The 18,979-nt window shown below is 42.7% G+C and carries 17 protein-coding genes; 1 reads left to right on the top strand and 16 read right to left on the bottom strand.

The features are described 5' to 3' along the window. Nucleotides 1–31 precede the first annotated feature (31 nt). From hisH to hisG, 5 genes are all read right to left on the bottom strand, one after another. Nucleotides 32–625 carry an imidazole glycerol phosphate synthase subunit HisH gene (gene hisH, locus POV26_RS02210; protein WP_272854858.1) on the bottom strand — a complete coding sequence of 198 codons (594 nt, stop codon included), beginning with the start codon at nucleotides 623–625 and terminating at the stop codon, nucleotides 32–34. Continuing rightward, nucleotides 625–1,761 (bottom strand): bifunctional histidinol-phosphatase/imidazoleglycerol-phosphate dehydratase HisB, encoded by a 1,137-nt coding sequence (gene hisB, locus POV26_RS02205; protein WP_272854857.1) that lies wholly within the window; start codon nucleotides 1,759–1,761, stop codon nucleotides 625–627. The genes hisH and hisB overlap by 1 nt, the downstream gene beginning before the upstream one ends. Further along, on the bottom strand, nucleotides 1,758–2,810 hold the full coding sequence (gene hisC / locus POV26_RS02200) for a histidinol-phosphate transaminase (protein WP_272854856.1): 1,053 nt from the start codon (nucleotides 2,808–2,810) through the stop codon (nucleotides 1,758–1,760). The genes hisB and hisC overlap by 4 nt, the downstream gene beginning before the upstream one ends. Then, entirely contained in the window at nucleotides 2,803–4,101 is a 1,299-nt protein-coding gene (hisD, locus tag POV26_RS02195; protein ID WP_272854855.1) for a histidinol dehydrogenase, read from the bottom strand. Before hisD ends, hisC begins: the two co-directional genes overlap by 8 nt. 130 nt (nucleotides 4,102–4,231) lie before the next feature. Then, the gene (gene hisG / locus POV26_RS02190) at nucleotides 4,232–5,089 is read right to left on the bottom strand and encodes an ATP phosphoribosyltransferase (protein WP_272854854.1); all 858 of its coding nucleotides are present in this window, start codon (nucleotides 5,087–5,089) and stop codon (nucleotides 4,232–4,234) included. A 282-nt stretch (nucleotides 5,090–5,371) separates the two neighbouring features. Between hisG and POV26_RS02185 the strand changes: the two genes are divergently transcribed. Next, the gene (locus tag POV26_RS02185; RefSeq protein WP_272854853.1) at nucleotides 5,372–7,099 is read left to right on the top strand and encodes a sodium:solute symporter family protein; all 1,728 of its coding nucleotides are present in this window, start codon (nucleotides 5,372–5,374) and stop codon (nucleotides 7,097–7,099) included. 125 nt (nucleotides 7,100–7,224) lie between these two features. Here the strand turns inward: POV26_RS02185 and POV26_RS02180 are convergent, their stop codons facing one another. The 11 genes from POV26_RS02180 to POV26_RS02130 all read right to left on the bottom strand — a co-directional run bounded on the left by POV26_RS02180 (nucleotide 7,225) and on the right by POV26_RS02130 (nucleotide 18,803). Continuing rightward, nucleotides 7,225–8,040, bottom strand: coding sequence for a prohibitin family protein (locus POV26_RS02180; protein WP_272854852.1), 816 nt, complete (start codon nucleotides 8,038–8,040; stop codon nucleotides 7,225–7,227). Nucleotides 8,041–8,066: 26 nt separating this feature from the next. Continuing rightward, nucleotides 8,067–10,100 carry a VWA domain-containing protein gene (locus POV26_RS02175; RefSeq protein WP_272854851.1) on the bottom strand — a complete coding sequence of 678 codons (2,034 nt, stop codon included), beginning with the start codon at nucleotides 10,098–10,100 and terminating at the stop codon, nucleotides 8,067–8,069. A 93-nt stretch (nucleotides 10,101–10,193) separates the two neighbouring features. Then, nucleotides 10,194–10,940 (bottom strand): 3-oxoacyl-[acyl-carrier-protein] reductase, encoded by a 747-nt coding sequence (gene fabG / locus POV26_RS02170; RefSeq protein ID WP_272854850.1) that lies wholly within the window; start codon nucleotides 10,938–10,940, stop codon nucleotides 10,194–10,196. 157 nt (nucleotides 10,941–11,097) lie between these two features. Beyond that, nucleotides 11,098–11,970, bottom strand: coding sequence for a succinate--CoA ligase subunit alpha (gene sucD, locus POV26_RS02165; RefSeq protein ID WP_272854849.1), 873 nt, complete (start codon nucleotides 11,968–11,970; stop codon nucleotides 11,098–11,100). A 116-nt stretch (nucleotides 11,971–12,086) separates the two neighbouring features. Then, nucleotides 12,087–12,500 (bottom strand): nuclear transport factor 2 family protein, encoded by a 414-nt coding sequence (locus POV26_RS02160; protein WP_272854848.1) that lies wholly within the window; start codon nucleotides 12,498–12,500, stop codon nucleotides 12,087–12,089. Beyond that, nucleotides 12,497–13,435, bottom strand: coding sequence for a UDP-3-O-(3-hydroxymyristoyl)glucosamine N-acyltransferase (locus POV26_RS02155; RefSeq protein ID WP_272854847.1), 939 nt, complete (start codon nucleotides 13,433–13,435; stop codon nucleotides 12,497–12,499). The genes POV26_RS02160 and POV26_RS02155 overlap by 4 nt, the downstream gene beginning before the upstream one ends. 95 nt (nucleotides 13,436–13,530) lie before the next feature. Then, the gene (gene efp, locus POV26_RS02150; RefSeq protein ID WP_272854846.1) at nucleotides 13,531–14,097 is read right to left on the bottom strand and encodes an elongation factor P; all 567 of its coding nucleotides are present in this window, start codon (nucleotides 14,095–14,097) and stop codon (nucleotides 13,531–13,533) included. A 44-nt stretch (nucleotides 14,098–14,141) separates the two neighbouring features. After that, on the bottom strand, nucleotides 14,142–14,927 hold the full coding sequence (gene lpxA / locus POV26_RS02145) for an acyl-ACP--UDP-N-acetylglucosamine O-acyltransferase (protein WP_272854845.1): 786 nt from the start codon (nucleotides 14,925–14,927) through the stop codon (nucleotides 14,142–14,144). Nucleotides 14,928–15,016: 89 nt separating this feature from the next. Then, nucleotides 15,017–16,423 carry a bifunctional UDP-3-O-[3-hydroxymyristoyl] N-acetylglucosamine deacetylase/3-hydroxyacyl-ACP dehydratase gene (locus POV26_RS02140; RefSeq protein WP_272854844.1) on the bottom strand — a complete coding sequence of 469 codons (1,407 nt, stop codon included), beginning with the start codon at nucleotides 16,421–16,423 and terminating at the stop codon, nucleotides 15,017–15,019. Continuing rightward, nucleotides 16,416–17,441 (bottom strand): UDP-3-O-(3-hydroxymyristoyl)glucosamine N-acyltransferase, encoded by a 1,026-nt coding sequence (lpxD, locus tag POV26_RS02135; protein ID WP_272854843.1) that lies wholly within the window; start codon nucleotides 17,439–17,441, stop codon nucleotides 16,416–16,418. Before lpxD ends, POV26_RS02140 begins: the two co-directional genes overlap by 8 nt. A 117-nt stretch (nucleotides 17,442–17,558) precedes the next feature. Next, nucleotides 17,559–18,803: an HD domain-containing protein gene (locus POV26_RS02130; protein ID WP_272854842.1), complete on the bottom strand. Its 1,245-nt coding sequence runs from the start codon at nucleotides 18,801–18,803 to the stop codon at nucleotides 17,559–17,561. Nucleotides 18,804–18,979: the final 176 nt, after the last annotated feature.

The raw sequence follows: 18,979 nt of genomic DNA, 5'->3' as shown, positions 1-18,979 counted from the left end.
ATGTTAGATATTAGATGTTAGACGTGAGATGTTAGACGTTAGGTTTTAGATTTATAAAGTTTTTAAGTATTTGTTCGCCTGCGGTGCTGCTTTTTTCTGGATGAAATTGTACGCCGTAAAAATTATCCTTTTGTAAGGCCGACGCGTATTGAATCCCGTATTCTGAAATTGCAATAGTTTCTTTACACAAAGGCGCATAATAGCTATGCACCAAATACATAAACTCGTTTTCTGAAATACCCTCAAACAAGCCGGATTTTAAATTGGAAATCTGGTTCCACCCTATTTGTGGCACTTTCACATTGTTCGAAAATTTAATGACATCCATATCAAAAACTCCCAAGCCTTTGGTATTTCCTTCTTTCGAGGAATTGCAGAGCAACTGCATCCCCAAACAAATCCCTAAAACAGGCTGTTTTAAAGTGGGAATTACTTTGTCCAAACCCGACGATTTCAGTTTTTGCATCGCACTACTCGCCTCGCCTACGCCGGGGAAAATTACTTTATCAGCAGTTCGAATTTCAGCTTCGTTATCACTTAAAATTGCTTCCATGCCCAAGCGTTTCAAAGCAAATTTGATGCTTTGGATATTCCCCGCTCCATAATTAATTATTACAATTTTCATTAAAGTAGACCTTTAGTTGATGGCAAAATCATTTTTTCCGCATCGCGCTTTACCGCCATTTTTATTGCCTTTGCGAATGCCTTAAAAATTGCTTCAATTTTGTGGTGTTCATTGTTGCCTTCGGCTTTAATATTGAGATTTGCCTTGGCGCCATCGGTAAAGCTTTTAAAGAAATGCTGAAACATTTCCGAGGGCATTTTTCCTATCATTTCACGTTTAAATTCCGCATCCCAGACCAGCCAATTTCTACCACCGAAGTCAATGGCAACCTGCGCCAAACAGTCGTCCATTGGCAAACAGAAGCCGTAACGCTCCATCCCCAATTTATCGCCGAGGGCTTGGTGGAAAACTTCACCCAAGCCAATGGCGGTGTCCTCGATGGTGTGGTGCTCATCCACTTCCAAATCGCCTTTTACGGTGATTTCCAAATCCATTTGCCCGTGGCGCGCCAATTGGTCCAACATATGGTCAAAAAAGGCAATTCCCGTGTTTATCGCACTTTTGCCCGTGCCGTCTAAATTCAGTTTTATGGAAATATCGGTTTCGTTTGTTTTGCGATGGATTTCGGAAACGCGTTGCTTCAGTTTTAAAAACTCATAAATTTTCTGCCAATCGTTGGTTTCCAAAGCGATGTACTTTTGAAGCTCTTCAGCTTTTAATGAAATTTCGGAAGTGCCCAAATTGGTATCATCATTTATAAAAATTCCTTTGGCATCGAGATTTTTGGCCAATTCCATATCCGTAAGCCTATCGCCAATCACAAAGGAATTTTGAAGGTCATATTCTTCGGAAAAATACTTTTTAAGCAGCCCAATCCCCGGTTTGCGCGTGTCAGCTTTTTCGTGCGGAAATGTGCGGTCAATTAAAACCTCACTAAAAATAACGCCTTCATTTTCAAAAGCTTTCAATATAAAATTATGCACGGGCCAAAACGTTTCCTCGGGAAAAGCATCCGTCCCCAAACCGTCTTGATTGGTTATCATCACCAATTCGAAATCGAGTTCCTTTGCGATTTTTCCGAGATAAGTAAACACTTTTGGGTAAAAAATCATTTTATCAAAGGCGTCAATCTGCTCGTCCACGGTTTCTTTAATGATGGTGCCGTCGCGGTCTATAAACAATACGCGTTTTTTCATTTTTGCAATTCCTTTAGGGTGGCTATTAATTTTTTGTTTTCGGAAGGCGTTCCAATGGTTATCCGCAACGTATTTTCACAAAGCGGTTGCGAACTTCTATTGCGAACCACAATGCCCTTTTCCAATAATTGTAGGTAGCGCTTTTTTGCATTGTCCACTTTTAAAAGGATAAAATTGGCATCGGTGGGATATATTTTTTGGATAAAATTGACTTCAACCAAAGCTTTAAGCAAAACCTCCTTTTCCGCTTTAAGCAAGGACACATTATCATTAAAATTTTGAACATTTTGAAGATGGTCCATTGCGCGAAGTTGGCTGAGTATGTTGACGTTGTACGGTGGTTTGATTTTGTTTAAAACCGAAATGATTTCCGCGGAAGCAAAGCATAATCCCAAACGGATTCCCGCCATGCCGTATGCTTTCGACAAGGTCTGCGTGACAATCAAATTTGAAAACTCGTTCAATTTTGAAATCCAACTTTCCTGCGGTGCAAAATCGATATAAGCTTCGTCAATAACCACCAAGCCCTTGAAATTGTTGAGCAAGCGGGTTATTTTTTCGGAAGAAATCAAATTTCCCGTGGGATTGTTGGGCGAGCAGATGAACAAGAGTTTTGTACGAGTATCCATCGTTCTTGAAATTTCGTCCAAATCCAGCTGAAATTCATCGTCCAGAAGCACTTCCCTGTTTTCAATATCGTTCAAATTCGCCAAAACCCCGTACATTCCATAGGTTGGCGGCAAGGTGATTATATTGTCCTTGGCAGGTTCGCAAAAGGCCCGGAAAATCAAATCGAGCACTTCATCGCTGCCATTTCCCAATAAAATTTGATTGGCAGGAATGTTTTTTTGTTTTGAAAAAATTTCTTTCAGCCTTCGCTGTTGCGGGTCGGGATAACGGTTTACATCAGTTTCGAATGGATTTTCATTGGCGTCGAGAAAAACCATTTCGCTATCAAAATCCTTGAATTCATCACGTGCCGAGCTGTATGGCTGCATTTTCGCCACGTTTGGGCGGATAAGGCTCTTTATATTAAAATCTTTATTCATCGGTTTTATTTTTTAAACGCTCCAACCGCAAAGTCACAGCATTTTTGTGGGCCTGTAAGCCTTCGGCTTCTGCCAAGATTTCTATCGCTTTGCCGATATTTTGGATTCCCTTTGCTGAAATTTTCTGAAAGGTCATGCTCTTCAAAAAACTGTTAAGATTTACACCGCTGTACTGCTTTGCGTAACCATTGGTTGGTAAAGTGTGATTTGTCCCGGAAGCGTAATCGCCCGCGCTTTCGGGCGTATAATTGCCAATAAAGACCGAGCCTGCATTTTGGATGTTTTCAACGAAAAAATCTTCTTCCTTTGAAACCACAATAAAGTGTTCCGGGCCGTATTCATTGATAAGGTTGATGGCTTGGGTATTGTTTTCCACCAAAATAAGTTTTGAATTTTCGATTGCTTTTTCAGCAATTAATTTGCGGGGAAGCGACGCCAGCTGCTTTTCCACTTCTTTTTCTACGGAAATGAGCAGCTTTTCCGAAGTAGTTACCAAAACAACCTGGCTATCAGCACCGTGCTCCGCCTGCGATAACAAATCGGAAGCTACAAAGGAAGCGTTGGCGGTATCATCGGCAAACACCAACAATTCCGAAGGGCCCGCGGGCATATCTATTGCCACGCCGTGTTTGGTGGCAATTTGTTTGGCAACGGTCACAAACTGATTGCCCGGCCCGAATAATTTATAAACTGAAGGTACGCTTGCGGTGCCGAAGGTCATAGCGCCAATAGCTTGGATGCCACCGATTTTAAAAATTTTGGTTACTCCGCAAAGTTTTGCCGTATAGAGAATGGCTGGGTTAATCTTGCCCTTTTTATCGGGAGGTGTACACAATACAATTTCCCTACAGCCTGCGATATTTGCTGGGATAGCCAGCATTAAAACCGTTGAAAACAGCGGCGCCGAACCGCCCGGAATGTAGAGTCCAACTTTTTGGATAGCCCTTTTCTCCTGCCAACAGCTTACGCCTTCGGTAGTCTCGACGGCTATTCGTTCTGTTTTTTGGGCACGGTGGAATTTTTCGATGTTTGCTTTCGCGAGATTGATGGCTTCTTTCAATTCTTCGGAAACATTTTTTTCCGCAGCGGATATTTCTTCCGCTGAAACCGACAGGTCCTCCAATGATATACCATCAAAAAGTTGGGTGTATTTTTTCACGGAGCTATCGCCTTTCAATTTTATTTCAGAAAAAATGTCGTTTACCGTCGCTTCAATATCTGAAATGGTTTGGGTGGGGCGTTTTAATAATTCGCTCCAGGTTTCGGGCTTGGGATTGTATATTTTTTTCATTGCTTCAGATTCAAGATTCAAGATTCAAAATTCAAAATTCAAGATTTAACACTTCGACTACGCTTAGGTTACAGATTTAATGTTTAATTTTCTTTCTTCAAGATTCAACTCATAACTCATAGCTCATCGCTCAAAGTATCATTTTTTCAATAGGGCAAACCAATATTCCTTCGGCGCCGGCGGCTTTCAGTTCCTCGATTACTTCCCAAAAAGCATCGCGGTTTACTACGGAATGGATGCTGCTCCAGCCCTCTTCAGCAAGGGGAAGCAGGGTTGGGCTCTTCATTCCGGGAAGGATTTTTATAATTTCCGCTATTTTTTCATTGGGCGCATTTAGCAATACATAGCGCGAATCGCGGCCTTGTAAAACGGACTGTATCCTAAAACAAATTTTGTCGAGAATTTTGTTGGCGTCTTGGGAAATTGTGGGTGAAACTGCAAGCACGGCTTCGCTTTTTAAAATGACTTCCACTTCCTTTAAATTATTTTTGAAAAGGGTGCTGCCGCTGCTCACAATATCGCAAATGGCATCTGCCAGACCAATGTTGGGCGCAATCTCCACGCTGCCGTTAATAATATGAAGTTCGGCTTCAATTCCCTTTTCTTTCAAATAATTTCGGGTGGTTTCAGGGTAGCTTGTTGCAATTCGCTTTCCTTTGAAATCTTCTATGGAATTATATCTAAAAGTCTTGGGAACCGCGAGGGAAACCCTGCATTTTGAAAACCCCAAACGACTGGCTATAGAAATCTCTTCGCCTTTTTCAACCAAAAGATTTTCACCAATAATGGCACAGTCCACCACGCCATCCTTTAGATACTGAGGAATATCGCCGTTGCGCAAGTAATAGATTTCCAAAGGGAAATTAGTGGCCGAGGCCTTTAACTGGTCGCGGCCATTGTCTATATAAACGCCGCAATCCTTGAGCAATGCCAGCGATTCGTCGTGAAGTCGCCCAGATTTTTGTACCGCTATTTTTAGTTTTTTCATAAAATTTTAGTTGCGTTTAGGAAATAAAAAAACCCGTTTGAATGCTCAAACGGGTTTTCGAATATTGTCGAATTTACACAATAGCCATATCACCTCGCGAGCGCGTGGAAAAAGATATGGTGATGATGTAAAAATGAATTGTTCATAAATGTGAGGACAAATCTAAACAAAAAGATTGTTTATTAAACTGTGAATATAAAATTTAACGCTTTATTAATTTTAGGTGCAATTTCTTTACTTTCACGCAAGCAATTATAAACTGCTGAAAAACCGAGACCTTTTATGCATTTAGAAACACTTGATTGGGTAATTATAGTTTCATTTTTTATCGTTTTCATCGCAATCGGCCTGCTGGTTGCCAAAAAATCGGGCAAAGACTCCAAATCATTTTTTCTCTCCGATAGAAATATGCCGTGGTGGCTGCTGGGCGTAAGTATGGTGGCTACTACGTTTGCGGCAGATACGCCCAATTTTGTGGCGGGCGTTATTCGGGAAGACGGGGTTTTTGGAAACTGGATTTGGTGGAGCTTTCTTTTAACGGGAATGCTGACCGTTTTTTTCTACGCCAAACTATGGCGAAGAAGCGGTATTACTACAGATTTGGAGTTTTATGAATTGCGCTATAGCGGAAAAAGCGCAGCATTTTTAAGAGGGTTTCGGGCAATTTATCTAGGCGTTTTCTTTAACATCGTGATTATGGCGAATGTTTGCCTGGCCGCAATTAAGATTGGTCATGTAATGTTTGGTCTATCTTCCATCGAAGTCTTGCTGATAGCTTCTCCCGTGGTGGTTATTTATTCGGCATTTGGAGGCTTGAAAGGCGTATTGCTGACGGATTTTGTGCAATTTATCATTGCGATGGTGGGAAGTATTTGGGCGACCATTTTCATTGTTAACATGCCAGAAATTGGAGGAATCGAAAAGCTGCTCTCCACTCCTGCCGTTGCAGCAAAAACCGCAATGCTTCCAGATTTCTCAAAACCCGAATTGTTGATTCCATTGTTAATCATTCCGCTGGCAGTACAATGGTGGAGCGTGTGGTATCCCGGCGCCGAACCTGGCGGCGGGGGCTATATTGCCCAGCGGATGCTCGCTGCCAAAAACGAAAAGCACGCCACTTGGGCGACGTTATTTTTTAATTTTGCGCATTATGCCATTCGTCCGTGGCCGTGGATTATTATAGGGCTGGCATCGATAATCATTTACCCGAATATCGAAAGCCTGCAAACCGCTTTCCCCAATTTGAATCCCGCTTTTGTGAAAAACGACCTTTCCTACCCTGCCATGCTTACCTTTTTGCCGGCTGGGCTTTTGGGAATTGTAATCACGTCGCTCATTGCAGCGTTTATGAGCACGATTTCCACACACTTAAATTGGGGAAGTTCGTATGTAGTCAATGACTTCTACGTACGTTTTCTTCGGAAGGAGGCCACTGGAAAGGAGCAAGTTGCGGTGGGTAGAATTTCCACCGTATTAATGATGGTTTTAGCAGGGCTATTGGCGCTCGTTTTGGAAGAAGCGCGCGACGGCTTCAACTTATTGCTATCAATCGGTGCAGGAACTGGCCTACTTTTTATCCTGCGCTGGTTTTGGAGCAGAATAAATCCGTATAGCGAGATAGCGGCAATGCTTATTTCTTTTGTAATCGCAGCTTTCTTTTTTGTGAATGGAAAAATGGAAAATCCGATGGTTGAAATGGCCGGACATTGGCAATTGGTTCTGGGCGTGGTGATTACCACCATTGGCTGGGTGTTGGTAACCCTTTTAACGAAACCTTCAAAAGAGGAGACACTAAACAGTTTCAACAGTCTCATTTTCGGAAAAGAATCCAAGTTCAAAGGTTTTGGTATGAAGATTCTTGGTTTCTTCGCGGGTGTGGTGGGCGTTTATTGCTCGTTATTTGCCATTGGGAATTTTATTTACAGTAATACCATTTTGGCCTTTGGTTTAACCGCTGTGGCTGTGATTTGTGGGTTGGTGATTATTAAATCGTTTCAAAAGACAGATTGATAAAATCACAAAAAAACCTTCCATAAAGAAAGGTTTTTAGAATTAGATTGTAGAAATAAATAATAGAAGGTTTCGACTGCATCTTCGATTCCAATCAATGTGACACGCTCGACCTATCAACAGGTTTAGTTATTCCCCAAAATCAAAGGCAATCCACTATCGCCAGAACCAACCACCACAACTTTGGCATTTGGTGATTTTGCAAGTTCTAAAGTGGCGTCAATTCCTTTGTCCTGAAGGATTTTATCTGTTAATGAAGCACTTAAAATAGCATTTGCATCCGCTTTTCCTTGGGCTTCAATTCTAACTTTTTGTGCCTCTTTGGTAGCTTTCTCCAAACGGAATTCATATTCCAAAGACTCCTGCTCTTGACGAAGCTTGCGTTCAATAGCGTCCTTAATTGTTGGCGGCAGGGTAACATCGCGCACTAAAATTTCGTTTAATTGTACGTATTGCTTGTCCAAAATCTTTTTGGTTTCCTCAAAAATTTCTTCCTGAATTGCATCCCGCTTGGTAGAATAAAGTTGTTCTGGAGTATAGCGACCAACAACACTACGGGCGGCACTACGGATTGCGGGCTGGATAACACGCTGCAAATAATCTTCCCCTTTTTCTTGATGCAGTTTTGCTACATCCTTGGGAACAGGCTGGTACCACGCAGAGGCATCAAGCTTAATTTCAAGTCCGTTTGAGGACAGTACCTGCATTTTTTCGCTTAGTTCCTGTTGCCGAATTTCGTAAACAAAAACCTTGTTCCAAGGAGCGATAATGTGAAAACCCTCGCCAAGAGGTGGTTCGTCAGTAACCACCCCGTTGCCGAAAGTTTGGTAAAGAACCCCGGCGTGTCCGGAACCAATAGTTACTGAAGATTTTGCCACTACAATAATGAGTAAAATAATTCCTACGATTACGGGTATTGTGAGTTTGGGTAATTTTTCCATTTTATATATTTTCTATGAATTAATTTTTAGACAAGTCCGTTATATTTTCTGATAAACCATTCCGCAGCGAGGGCGAGAACGATAAGGGCGAGAAGATATTTCCAATCCACCAAAGGTACCACTTTTTGCTCGCTTTTCTCGATGTTTTGGAAGTTAGTATTTTCAACCAAGGCATTGATAAGCAAATCGCCCTGTGTGGCAAAAAAGGCTTTCCCGTTTGTGTTTTGGGCCACACGCCGAAGTTTTGAAACGTCGGCATTGAGGAATTGCTGCTCCACATTAAAATCCAAAATAGTGAAATTGCCACTGCTTGAAACCGCTTCGTTTGCCACCGAAACCGTGTAATTGTACTCTCCCGCCGGAAGGCTGTTCAAATCTACTTCGTAATAATTGTTTCGCAAAAGCATTGGGAAAACGGTCTGTTTTTCCGTCTCCGTATTTTTTACCGAAATATTCAACGAGGCACGATTGTCAAAAACATAGTTTTTATCAAAATACTGGGCAGAAATTTTTATAGGATTATTGTTGTAATAGAAGGTTTCCGAAGAGACTTCCAACCTGCTTCGGCGTTTGTTGGAAGCCAAATATTGAACGAGGTTTCCTATGAAATCGTCAAAACTTTGAAAACTCTCGGTTTCCAAATAACTGCGGGCGCGCCACCGCCAAAAGCCTTCGCCGTCCCAGATTGCGTCGCGTTTGCCGTTTATTTCCATCGTGGCGAGCAAAGGGTTACCATTTTCGATTCCGCTCACGGTCTGTGCCAGCATCACTTCATTTGGAACGCTGATGGTCAATGCGCCAAACTCTGTGTGGAGCGGCGGGAAATCGTCAAAGCCAATATCCTCAACCACAAAAGTGCCGTAGTTGCTGTTCAATTCGGCTTGTATGTCTTCGCTGGCGTTGGAAGCCTCTTTGGTGAAATTGTCCTGCGTGCCATTTAAAAAATACCAATCCGTTTGCAGGCCCGAAATGGTCCAAGTGTTTTTATTCAACTTTTCAATTTCAGCAAAAACCGAAGCGAAACTGCGGTCCGGTTGATACAGGATTACAAGCTGAAAATCATTTAAAACGCTTACCGCTTCCGCAGGTTTTTTAAACGCAACCGTTCGCCGTTCGTTAGAGGTAATCGCTTTTTTTAGTGCGCCCAAATCGGGGTGGGTAATTTTGCTCACGACCAAAACATTGGTGGCTTGGTCAATCACTTCCACGGCAAACTGCTTGCTGTTGTTGGTTTTGTTTTTTTCATCGGCCAGCGGCAGGATTTGCGCGCTGTATTTTTGGAGTCCGACGTTGGATGCATTTAAGGTGAAGTTAAGGGTTTTTGAAGTTTCGTTTTCCGAAAAGGAAACATTTGTTCTGTAAACTGTTGCAGCACCTTGAGACACCACAAACTCAGAATTTACCGGGCTTGTCCCGCTATACGTTAAAATGACTTCAACGGGAAATTGGTTTTTTAGGAATGCGTACCGGTTTGTGTTTAGTTGTTCAATCTTTAAGTCGGTGTATTGTATGGAATCGCCCAAAATCACTGGATAAATTGGGTTTTCAAACGTAGCCGAAGAAAATTCGTAATCATTTCCGAGGGTTTGGTTTCCGTCGGTTATGACGATTGTGGGTGCCGTTTGGTTTTTGAAAAGTTCATTGGCCGAAGTCAGCGCTTTGGAAATATTTGTGTTTTTTTCTTCAAAAGAAAGGGAATCGCTTTCGCGGAAATCATTTCCGAAGGAATAATAGGAAACATCAAATTTATCGTTGAGTTCGTTATTCTCTTTCAGTTTTTGAAGTAATGCTGAAACGTTTTCCGTCTGCCCCAACTCCCCTATTGAAGCCGAATTGTCAATAAGCACGGGAAGTTTCGGTTTTTCAATGGTATAGGTTTCACTTTTAAATTTTGGGTTGATAATCAAAAGCAGAATTGAAAACAAGGTTATAAACCGAAGAATTCCAAACACCCATCGCAGCGAACCAGTTTGTTTTGACCTATAGCCATACATAAAAACCGCCAGAGCAATTGATACTACTCCGGCGAGGATTATGTAAAGTATGGTTTCTGTGGACACTGAAAAAGTTTAAATGTTTAGGGGTTTAAAAGTTTAAATGCTTAAATGTTGATGAGTTTAGAGTAGAACTGCACACTGCCACTGAACACTTTTTTAAGTAAGCATCCCCCCGTCAACGTTCAGCACTTGGCCAGTAACATAAGCCGATAGGTCGCTGGCAAGAAAAACGCAAGCATTTGCAATATCTTCCGGAGTGCCGCCACGCTTTAACGGAATGGCGTCGCGCCAACCCTGTACGGTGGCTTCGTCAAGTTTTCCGGTCATTTCAGTTTCAATAAAACCCGGAGCGATGGCGTTACAGCGAATATCGCGAGAACCTAATTCCAGGGCGACCGATTTTGTAAAACCAATAATTCCTGCTTTGGAGGCTGCGTAATTGGTCTGTCCGGCATTTCCTTTCACACCAACCACGGAGCTCATATTGATGATGGAGCCTTTGCGTTGTTTCAACATAGCGCGTTGTACGGCTTTGGTCATATTGAAAACCGATTTCAGGTTTACCTCGATTACCTTGTCAAAATCTTCCTCGGAAATACGCATCAACAGGTTGTCTTTGGTAATACCGGCGTTGTTTACGAGAATATCGATGCTTCCAAAATCCTTCAAAACCTCTTCAGCCAATTTTTGGGATTCGTCATAGGAAGCCGCATCACTTTTATAGGCCTTTGCTTTCACGCCGGATTTTGAAACTTCATCTGCCAAAGCATTTGCCGCTTCGGCCGAAGAGCTATATGTGAAAGCCACATTGGCACCGTGCTGGGCAAATGTTTCAACGATTCCTTTTCCAATTCCGCGGCTACCGCCTGTAATGATTGCTGTTTTTCCTTCCAGTAATTTCATATTTTTAAAAGGTGTTTTGATGGTTGGTAAAAAACCTACAAGGTTTGGAAAACCTTGCAGGTTCTATCTTATGGTCAAATATAACAAAAGGTTGCGGGTTCTCCATAAAAAAAGCCCTGCGAATTTTGCAGAGCTTCATTTGTATGTATTAAAAGATTTAGCCTAAAACTTCCTTTACTTTCTTCCCGATTTCGGCAGGCGAATCTACCACGTGGATGCCGCACTCGCGCATAACTTTTTTCTTTGCCTGTGCCGTATCGTCGCTTCCGCCAACGATGGCTCCGGCGTGGCCCATGGTTCGTCCCGCAGGCGCCGTTTCACCGGCAATAAAGCCGATTACCGGTTTTTTAATGCTGCTGTTTTTGTACCAGTTGGCGGCATCTATTTCAAGTTGGCCACCAATTTCCCCAATCATAACCACGGCTTCGCTTTCGGGGTCATTGATTAGCATTTCCAAAGCTTCCTTAGTGGTTGTACCGATGATGGGGTCACCACCAATGCCGATAGCCGTTGTAATGCCAAGGCCTTGTTTTACCACTTGGTCTGCGGCTTCATAAGTAAGTGTTCCCGATTTTGAAACGATACCCACTTTTCCTTTTTTGAAAACGAAACCGGGCATAATCCCAACCTTTGCTTCGCCAGGGGTAATAACGCCCGGACAGTTTGGGCCAATAAGACGGGAGTCTCGGTCCTTTATATAATCGGAAGCGGTAATCATGTCTTTCACAGGAATTCCTTCAGTAATAGTGATAATCACTTTTATTCCTGCATCGGCGGCTTCCATAATGGCGTCTGCAGCAAATGCCGGGGGCACGAAAATAATAGAAGTATCGGCTCCGGTCTTTTCAACTGCTTCCGAAACCGTGTTGAAAACTGGCTTTCCCAAATGCTCTTGGCCGCCTTTTCCGGGAGTTACCCCTCCCACTACATTGGTTCCGTAATCAATCATTTGTTCGGCGTGGAAGGTACCTTCACTACCGGTAAAACCTTGAACTATTATTTTTGAATTTTTATTTACTAAAACGCTCATTTTTAAGTATTTTCTATTGTTTATTTCTATTTATTATTCAATTAAAATTTGAAGTTTCTTTTTTAGAATTTCGGCAAAGATACAGCTTTAATTCCTCCGCCGCGGCGGATCAGGGGCTAAACCTTAACCCTGTGGTAGCTTTCGTTAGTGTCGTCTTTGTCGGTAACCGGTTGGCTCACTTGATATCCCCTATAGATTTTATTGTCCTTTACTTCCCAAATGGCAATGAAATGTGCTATTCCCAATTCCTCATCGGGATTTTCCATGGTACGGATGTAATATTTATAGCGAATGGTTACATGCGGGCCGTCTGCCAACAAATGGCTCACTTCCACTCTTAAATCATTGTAAGAGCGCCTAACTTCTGCAAAAAAGTTTACAATATCGTCATAGTGCATAATGGAAAGGCCGTTGGCACTGTTCCAAATAAGCACCAAATCTGGATGGAAAAAGCGTTCCAATACCGTTTCGTCCCTTAAAATATCAGACCTGTAAAAATCCCTTACTATTTCTTTTGCTTTATTGCTCATGACAGTTCATCCAATTTTTTTATTATATCTGGAATAAGCTTTATGGAAGCCAACTCCTTGTATTTTGTTCTAAAATCGTCTGCGGGGGTCCCAAAATAAGCTTTGTTGCCGGGTAACGATTTGCTCACCCCGCTTTGCGCCGAAATGACGGCCCTCTCGCCTATCGTAATCCCGCTGGTAATGCCCACTTGCCCCCAAATGGTTACATAATCCGCAATTAGAACGCAACCTGCAATCCCCACTTGCGATGCAATCAAGCAGCGTTTGCCGATAACCGTATCGTGGCCAACCTGCACTTGGTTATCCAACTTTGAGCCCTCGCCTATTGTAGTTGAGGCCGTAACGCCCTTGTCTATGGTGCAAAGCGCGCCCAGATCCACATTGTCTTCAATCACAACGTTTCCTCCGCTCAAAAGTTTGTCGAATTTTTCTGGGCGGTTTTTATAATAGAACGCATCGCTGCCCAAAACGCTCCCAGCGTGAATGGTTACATTGTTTCCGATAACGGTATTGTCATAAATGGCAACGTTGGAATGGATTAGGCAATTGCGCCCGATTTTTACGTTGTTACCAATAAAAACGTTTGGCTGGATTACAGTACCCTCGCCTATTTTGGCGGATTCTGAAATGGCGCTGTTGGAACTTTGAAAAGGTTTAAAATATTGTGTGAGTTTATTGAAATCGCGAAATGGATCTTCGGAAATCAACAAGGCTTTCCCAACGGGGCAATCCACCTTTTTATTGATAAGAATTACCGTTGCCTGCGATTGCAGCGCCTTGTCGTAATATTTCGGATGGTCCACAAAAACAATATCTCCGGGCTGTACCACGTGAATCTCGTTCATCCCAAACACCGGAAAATTGGCTTCCCCCACATAATCGGAACCGATTATGACGGCAATATTTTCAAGGGTTTGGGGAGTTGGGAATTTCACGGTTACTGTTTAGAGTTTGAAGTTAATTGTTTATTGTTTGTGGTTTTTTGGAATTTTGGCCCGATAACTATCGGGATTGGAATTTGGAATTTATGTTATTCCTTCATTCGTTCCTGATATTGGCCTTTTTCGGTGTCTATTCTGATTTTATCACCTTCGTTTATAAAAAGTGGGACGTTGATTTCGGCACCTGTTTCCACAATGGCAGGCTTGGTGGCATTTGTTGCGGTGTTTCCTTTTACGCCCGGTTCGGTGGATGTAACCTCCAAAATTACGTGGGCGGGCATTTCAACCGAAAGTGGGGCCCCATCCTCTGTGTTGATAAGCACCGTAACTATTTCGCCTTCCTTCATCAATTCGGGCGTGTCGAGAATATCTTTCATCAACCGAATTTGCGAGTAATCGTCCGTATTCATAAAATGGTACATATCGCCCTCGTTGTACAAGTATTGAAATTTATGGGTTTCCACGCGCACATCCTCAATTTTATGGCCTGCGGAAAAAGTATTGTCGATAACTTTTCCGGTGGTAACGCTTTTCAATTTTGTACGCACAAAAGCGGGGCCTTTCCCCGGTTTTACGTGAAGGAATTCAATAATTTTATAAATATCGTTATTGTAGCGGATGCAAAGTCCTTTTCTAATATCTGATGATGTTGCCATTGGGAGGGTTTATTGTTTGTTGTTTATTGTTTGTTGTTTGTTGTTTAATTTGAATTAAAATAACCTTTCATAATTCCGCGTTTGGAATTTTTGATGAACTGAAGTATTTCATCCCGTTCGGGAGTGGCCTCCATTTCGGCTTCAATGATTTCTGCTGCTTGAGAGGTATTATAGTTTTTTTGATATAGAATTCGGTAAATGTTTTGAATTTCCGATATTTTCTGGGAATTGAACCCTCTTCGCCTTAAGCCTATAGAGTTAATACCCACATAACTGAGTGGCTCCCGGGCAGCCTTTACGTATGGCGGAACGTCCTTGCGCACGAGCGAGCCCCCGGTTACAAAGGCGTGGTTGCCAATCATACAAAACTGGTGTACGGCGGTCATCCCTGCCAAAACTACGTGGTCGCCAACGGTTACGTGTCCGGCAAGCGTGCTGTTGTTTGAAAAAATACAGTTATCGCCCACAATGCAGTCGTGCGCAATGTGGCAATAGGCCATTATCCAGCAGTTTTTTCCAACTACGGTTTTGCCGCGGTCAATGGTGCCGCGGTTTATGGTAACATATTCACGGATTGTTGTGCCATCGCCTATTTCCACGGTAGTTTCTTCATCTTTAAATTTAAGATCCTGCGGAATCCCCGAAATTACAGCTCCCGGAAAAATGTTGCAATTTTTACCGATGCGTGCTCCTTCCATAATGGTTACATTGCTGCCTATCCAAGTCCCTTCGCCAATCACGACGTTATTATGGATGGTCGTGAAGGGCTCAATCACTACGTTTTTGGCAATTTTTGCGCCCGGATGGACGTATGCAAGTGGTTGATTCATTTCTATTGTTTATTGTTTTTAATAGATGAAATGTGCTCGGGTCATAAATCTATTTTTTTTAATCAGATTTTGGCACGCGCCCGGTTCATTTATAAATTTTTTGTTTTTACCATTTGGGCCATCAGTTCGGCCTCTGTTACCAATTTGCCATTGGCATACGCGTTTCCTTGCATATGTACAATGCCGCGGCGAATGGGAGAGATCAATTCCAATACAAAGATTAGGGTATCCCCGGGATTAACCTGCTGCTTAAACTTCACATTGTTAATCTTCATAAAGAAGGTCAGGTAATTTTCAGGATCCGGAACGGTGCTCAAGGCCAATATGCCGCCCGTTTGCGCCATCGCCTCCACAATCAACACTCCCGGCATAACAGGAGCTCCGGGAAAGTGACCGACGAAAAATGGCTCGTTCATGGTTACGTTTTTAAGACCTACCACACTGGTCTCGGTCATTTCCATAATCTTATCAACCAATAAAAACGGTGGTCTGTGCGGAAGCATTGCCATTATTTGGTTCACGTCCTTTACGGGCGGTTGGTTGATGTCAAATTTCGGAACGCTGTTTCTGGCTTCGAGTCTTATAATTTTTGAAAGTTTTTTCGCGAACTGCGTATTTACGTGATGGCCGGGCTTGTTGGCAATCACTTTTCCGCGAATGCGGGTACCCACCAGGGCCAAATCGCCAATCACATCCAAGAGCTTGTGCCTTGCGGCTTCGTTGGGATAATGAAGGGTAAGGTTGTCCAGAATTCCGTTGGGCTTTACCGAGATGTTATCCTTGCCGAAGGCGGAACGCAGCTTTTCCATTGTACTGGGGGAAAGTGGTTTATCTACATAAACTATTGCATTATTGAGATCGCCTCCTTTAATAAGGCCGTGTTCCAACAGCATTTCAATTTCGTGAAGAAAGCTGAAAGTTCGGGCATTGGCAATTTCATTCTTAAAGTCTGAAATATTATTGAGTGATGCGTTCTGCGTGCCCAAGACTTTTGTGCCGAAATCGACCATAGTAGTCACCTGATATTGGTCAGCGGGCATTACGATTATCTCACTTCCGGTTTCTTCATCCAAGTAAGAAATGACTTCCTTTACCACATATTCTTCCCTTGGGGCGGCCTGCTCCACTACCCCGGCTTTTTCGATTGCTTCCACAAAAAATTTGGAAGATCCGTCCATAATTGGAGGCTCCGAAGCATTGATCTCGATAATACAATTATCTACCTCCAGCCCTACCAAGGCCGCGAGCACGTGTTCCGAAGTTTGCACTTTAACCCCGTTCTTTTCCAGGTTTGTGCCCCGCTGCGTATTCACTACAAAATTGGCATCCGCCTCGATTACGGGTTGCCCTTCCAAATCAATCCGCACGAATTTGTATCCGTGGTTTTCGGGGGCAGGCTTAAAGGTTAGCGTAACTTCTTTGCCTGTATGCAAACCCACTCCGGTAAGGGAAATTTCCTTACCTATGGTGCGCTGTTTTACCACACTTTCACTCATTATCGACTTTTTTTTCAACTATATTGAACCTTTCCATTATTTTGGGCAGGTTTTTAAAATATACATAACTTTTGTTAAAATCTCCATAGCCGAATGCCGGAGAGCCCTGAAGAGTTTCATTGTCCTTCACATTTCTTCCTATACCGCTCTGCGCCTGAATTTTCACGTTATCACCAATTGTGATATGGCCCGCAATACCCACTTGGCCACCGATGATACAGTTTTTTCCTATTTTGGTAGAACCTGCAATACCCGTTTGTGCCGCAATTACCGTGTTTTCGCCAATGGTGACGTTGTGGGCAATCTGAATTTGATTATCGAGTTTTACACCCTTCTTTATCAACGTAGAGCCGAGCGTTGCCCGATCTATTGTGGTGCCGGGGCCTACATCTACATGGTCTTCCAAAATAACATTGCCCGTTTGGGGAACTTTTTTGTATTCGCCTTTTTCGTTCGGGGTAAAGCCGAAACCATCGGCCCCAATAACTACCCCGCTGTTAATCACGCAGGATTCGCCCACTACCGTTTCGGAATAGAGCTTGGCGCCCGTAAAAAGAACAGTGTTATTGCCAACTTTCACATTATCCCCGATATATACGTTGGGATAAATCTTTACATTATCACCAATCTTTACATTTTCTCCTATATAGGAAAAGGCTCCCAGATAAAGATTCTCGCCGTATTTGGCAGTTTCTGAAATATACACCGGACTTTCTATACCGGTCTTGTTCATCTTTACCTGGTTGTAGTATTCCAACAATTGCGAAAAGGCCTTATAGGCATTCTCAACACGGATAAGCGTAGTTGATAAGTCCTGCGAGGCCACAAAATCATCATTGACGATGGTAATTGAAGCCTGGGTAGAATATATGTAATGTGTGTATTTCGGGTTGGCCAGAAAGGTCAAGCTGCCTTTGCTGCCCTCTTCTATTTTTGCGAGTTTTGAAACTTCTATACCTTCATCGCCATCAACGGTTCCGTTAAGAATTCCTGCTATTTGGGCAGCTGTAAATTTCATTGGGCGTAAAGGTTTATTTTGACCGAAGTATCTAAAAGCAACCGCAAAGTAATAAATTTTAAATGAATTGGTTTTCGGTCATTCGTTTTCATTCCTGCAAAAATAGAAAAAAAGGATTTAGCCCCGATGGCTATCCTTATTGTTTTTTGGATAGCACATATAGTATTTCACGACCGATTTTGAGAGTGCCTCCAAATTCAACTGGTCGCTTGCCTTGGCCACGTCTATTATCTTACCGTTTTTCTTCAACAGGTTTATGGTGTCCTTTTCCATGCTGTAGGCTTGGTTTTCGAGCTTGCCGGTAAACACAAAATAGGATGCTTCTTCTTCTGAAATATTATATTTTGCCACAAGCTTGTTTCTTTTCTCCTTTATTTTTTGGGAAGAAAATGGCTGCGATTTCACTTTTACCTTTAATAAATCACGGTTCAGAAGCATTTTTGAAAGATTTTTTAAAACGAAATCGTCGTTGCTTACCCAAGCCTTCATTGCCGAGATAATATCGAAATCGTCCAATTTTGAAAAGGTATCGAGCACCTCTTCCGAAAAATCCTTCAGGTTGATGTTGTTATTCAGAAAGAATTTCAGACTATTGCTGGCCGGAAGCGAAATACCTTGTGCGGAGAGCTGTTTGGCACGTTTCAGCACCCGGACCAGGAGCTGTTCGGCTACAATCCCGGTTTTGTGCAGATAGACCTGCCAATACATCAAACGGCGGGCCACGAGAAAATTTTCAACCGAATAGATCCCCTTCTCCTCTACCACCAATTTATCGTTCTTTACGTGCAGCATGGCTATCAAACGCTGCGCATTTACGGTGCCTTCGGGAACGCCCGTGTAAAAGCTATCGCGTTTTAAATAATCCAGACGGTCCATATCCAATTGGCCCGAAACTAACTGGTGGAGAAATTTTCTGGGGTGCTCGTCCTTGAAAATTTGAATGGCCAGCGTTAATTGCTTGTTAAACTTTCGGTTTAACGCCTCCATAAAAAGCAGGGAAATTTGCTCGTGGCTTATGTTTTCAACAATGCTGTTTTCCATGGCATGCGAAAATGGGCCGTGGCCAATATCGTGCAAAAGAATGGCGATATACAGCGCTTCCTCTTCCTTTTCAGAAATCGCAACCCCTTTTGATTTAAGTACTTGCACGGCCTTTTGCATCAAAAACATGGCGCCGAGCGCGTGATGGAAACGCGTGTGGTGCGCGCCCGGATAAACGATATACGAAAAACCCATTTGGGAGATTCTACGGAGCCTTTGAAAGTATTTGTGCTCCATCAAATTAAAAACCAGCGCGCTCGGCACGGTAATAAAACCATAGATCGGGTCGTTTATAATTTTATGCTTCGGAAGGGTTTTCAAACTTTAACTTTAAATTAATAGCTCCAATGGTTTATTGAAACAATTCAGGACTATTTTTGAGGAAAATTCTTCAAAGCAGCGAGAATTATTCACAAAACAAATTTAATATACTCCTACGCCGGCCCCTTTCGCAATGAAAGAATTGCTACAAAGGGCAAAGGCTTCGGAGCATAAAG

Source organism: Aequorivita todarodis (genome assembly GCF_028561335.1).
GTDB lineage: Bacteria > Bacteroidota > Bacteroidia > Flavobacteriales > Flavobacteriaceae > Aequorivita > Aequorivita todarodis.
This window is presented reverse-complemented; position numbering and strand designations above follow the sequence as displayed.

Bases quoted from the DNA above. Each gene is read 5' to 3' on its own strand.
- hisH (WP_272854858.1), bottom strand. From the start codon at position 625: ATGAAAATTGTAATAATTAATTATGGAGCGGGGAATATCCAAAGCATC.
- hisB (WP_272854857.1), bottom strand. From the start codon at position 1,761: ATGAAAAAACGCGTATTGTTTATAGACCGCGACGGCACCATCATTAAA.
- hisC (WP_272854856.1), bottom strand. From the start codon at position 2,810: ATGAATAAAGATTTTAATATAAAGAGCCTTATCCGCCCAAACGTGGCG.
- hisD (WP_272854855.1), bottom strand. From the start codon at position 4,101: ATGAAAAAAATATACAATCCCAAGCCCGAAACCTGGAGCGAATTATTA.
- hisG (WP_272854854.1), bottom strand. From the start codon at position 5,089: ATGAAAAAACTAAAAATAGCGGTACAAAAATCTGGGCGACTTCACGAC.
- POV26_RS02185 (WP_272854853.1), top strand. From the start codon at position 5,372: ATGCATTTAGAAACACTTGATTGGGTAATTATAGTTTCATTTTTTATC.
- POV26_RS02180 (WP_272854852.1), bottom strand. From the start codon at position 8,040: ATGGAAAAATTACCCAAACTCACAATACCCGTAATCGTAGGAATTATT.
- fabG (WP_272854850.1), bottom strand. From the start codon at position 10,940: ATGAAATTACTGGAAGGAAAAACAGCAATCATTACAGGCGGTAGCCGC.
- sucD (WP_272854849.1), bottom strand. From the start codon at position 11,970: ATGAGCGTTTTAGTAAATAAAAATTCAAAAATAATAGTTCAAGGTTTT.
- POV26_RS02160 (WP_272854848.1), bottom strand. From the start codon at position 12,500: ATGAGCAATAAAGCAAAAGAAATAGTAAGGGATTTTTACAGGTCTGAT.
- efp (WP_272854846.1), bottom strand. From the start codon at position 14,097: ATGGCAACATCATCAGATATTAGAAAAGGACTTTGCATCCGCTACAAT.
- lpxA (WP_272854845.1), bottom strand. From the start codon at position 14,927: ATGAATCAACCACTTGCATACGTCCATCCGGGCGCAAAAATTGCCAAA.
- POV26_RS02140 (WP_272854844.1), bottom strand. From the start codon at position 16,423: ATGAGTGAAAGTGTGGTAAAACAGCGCACCATAGGTAAGGAAATTTCC.
- lpxD (WP_272854843.1), bottom strand. From the start codon at position 17,441: ATGAAATTTACAGCTGCCCAAATAGCAGGAATTCTTAACGGAACCGTT.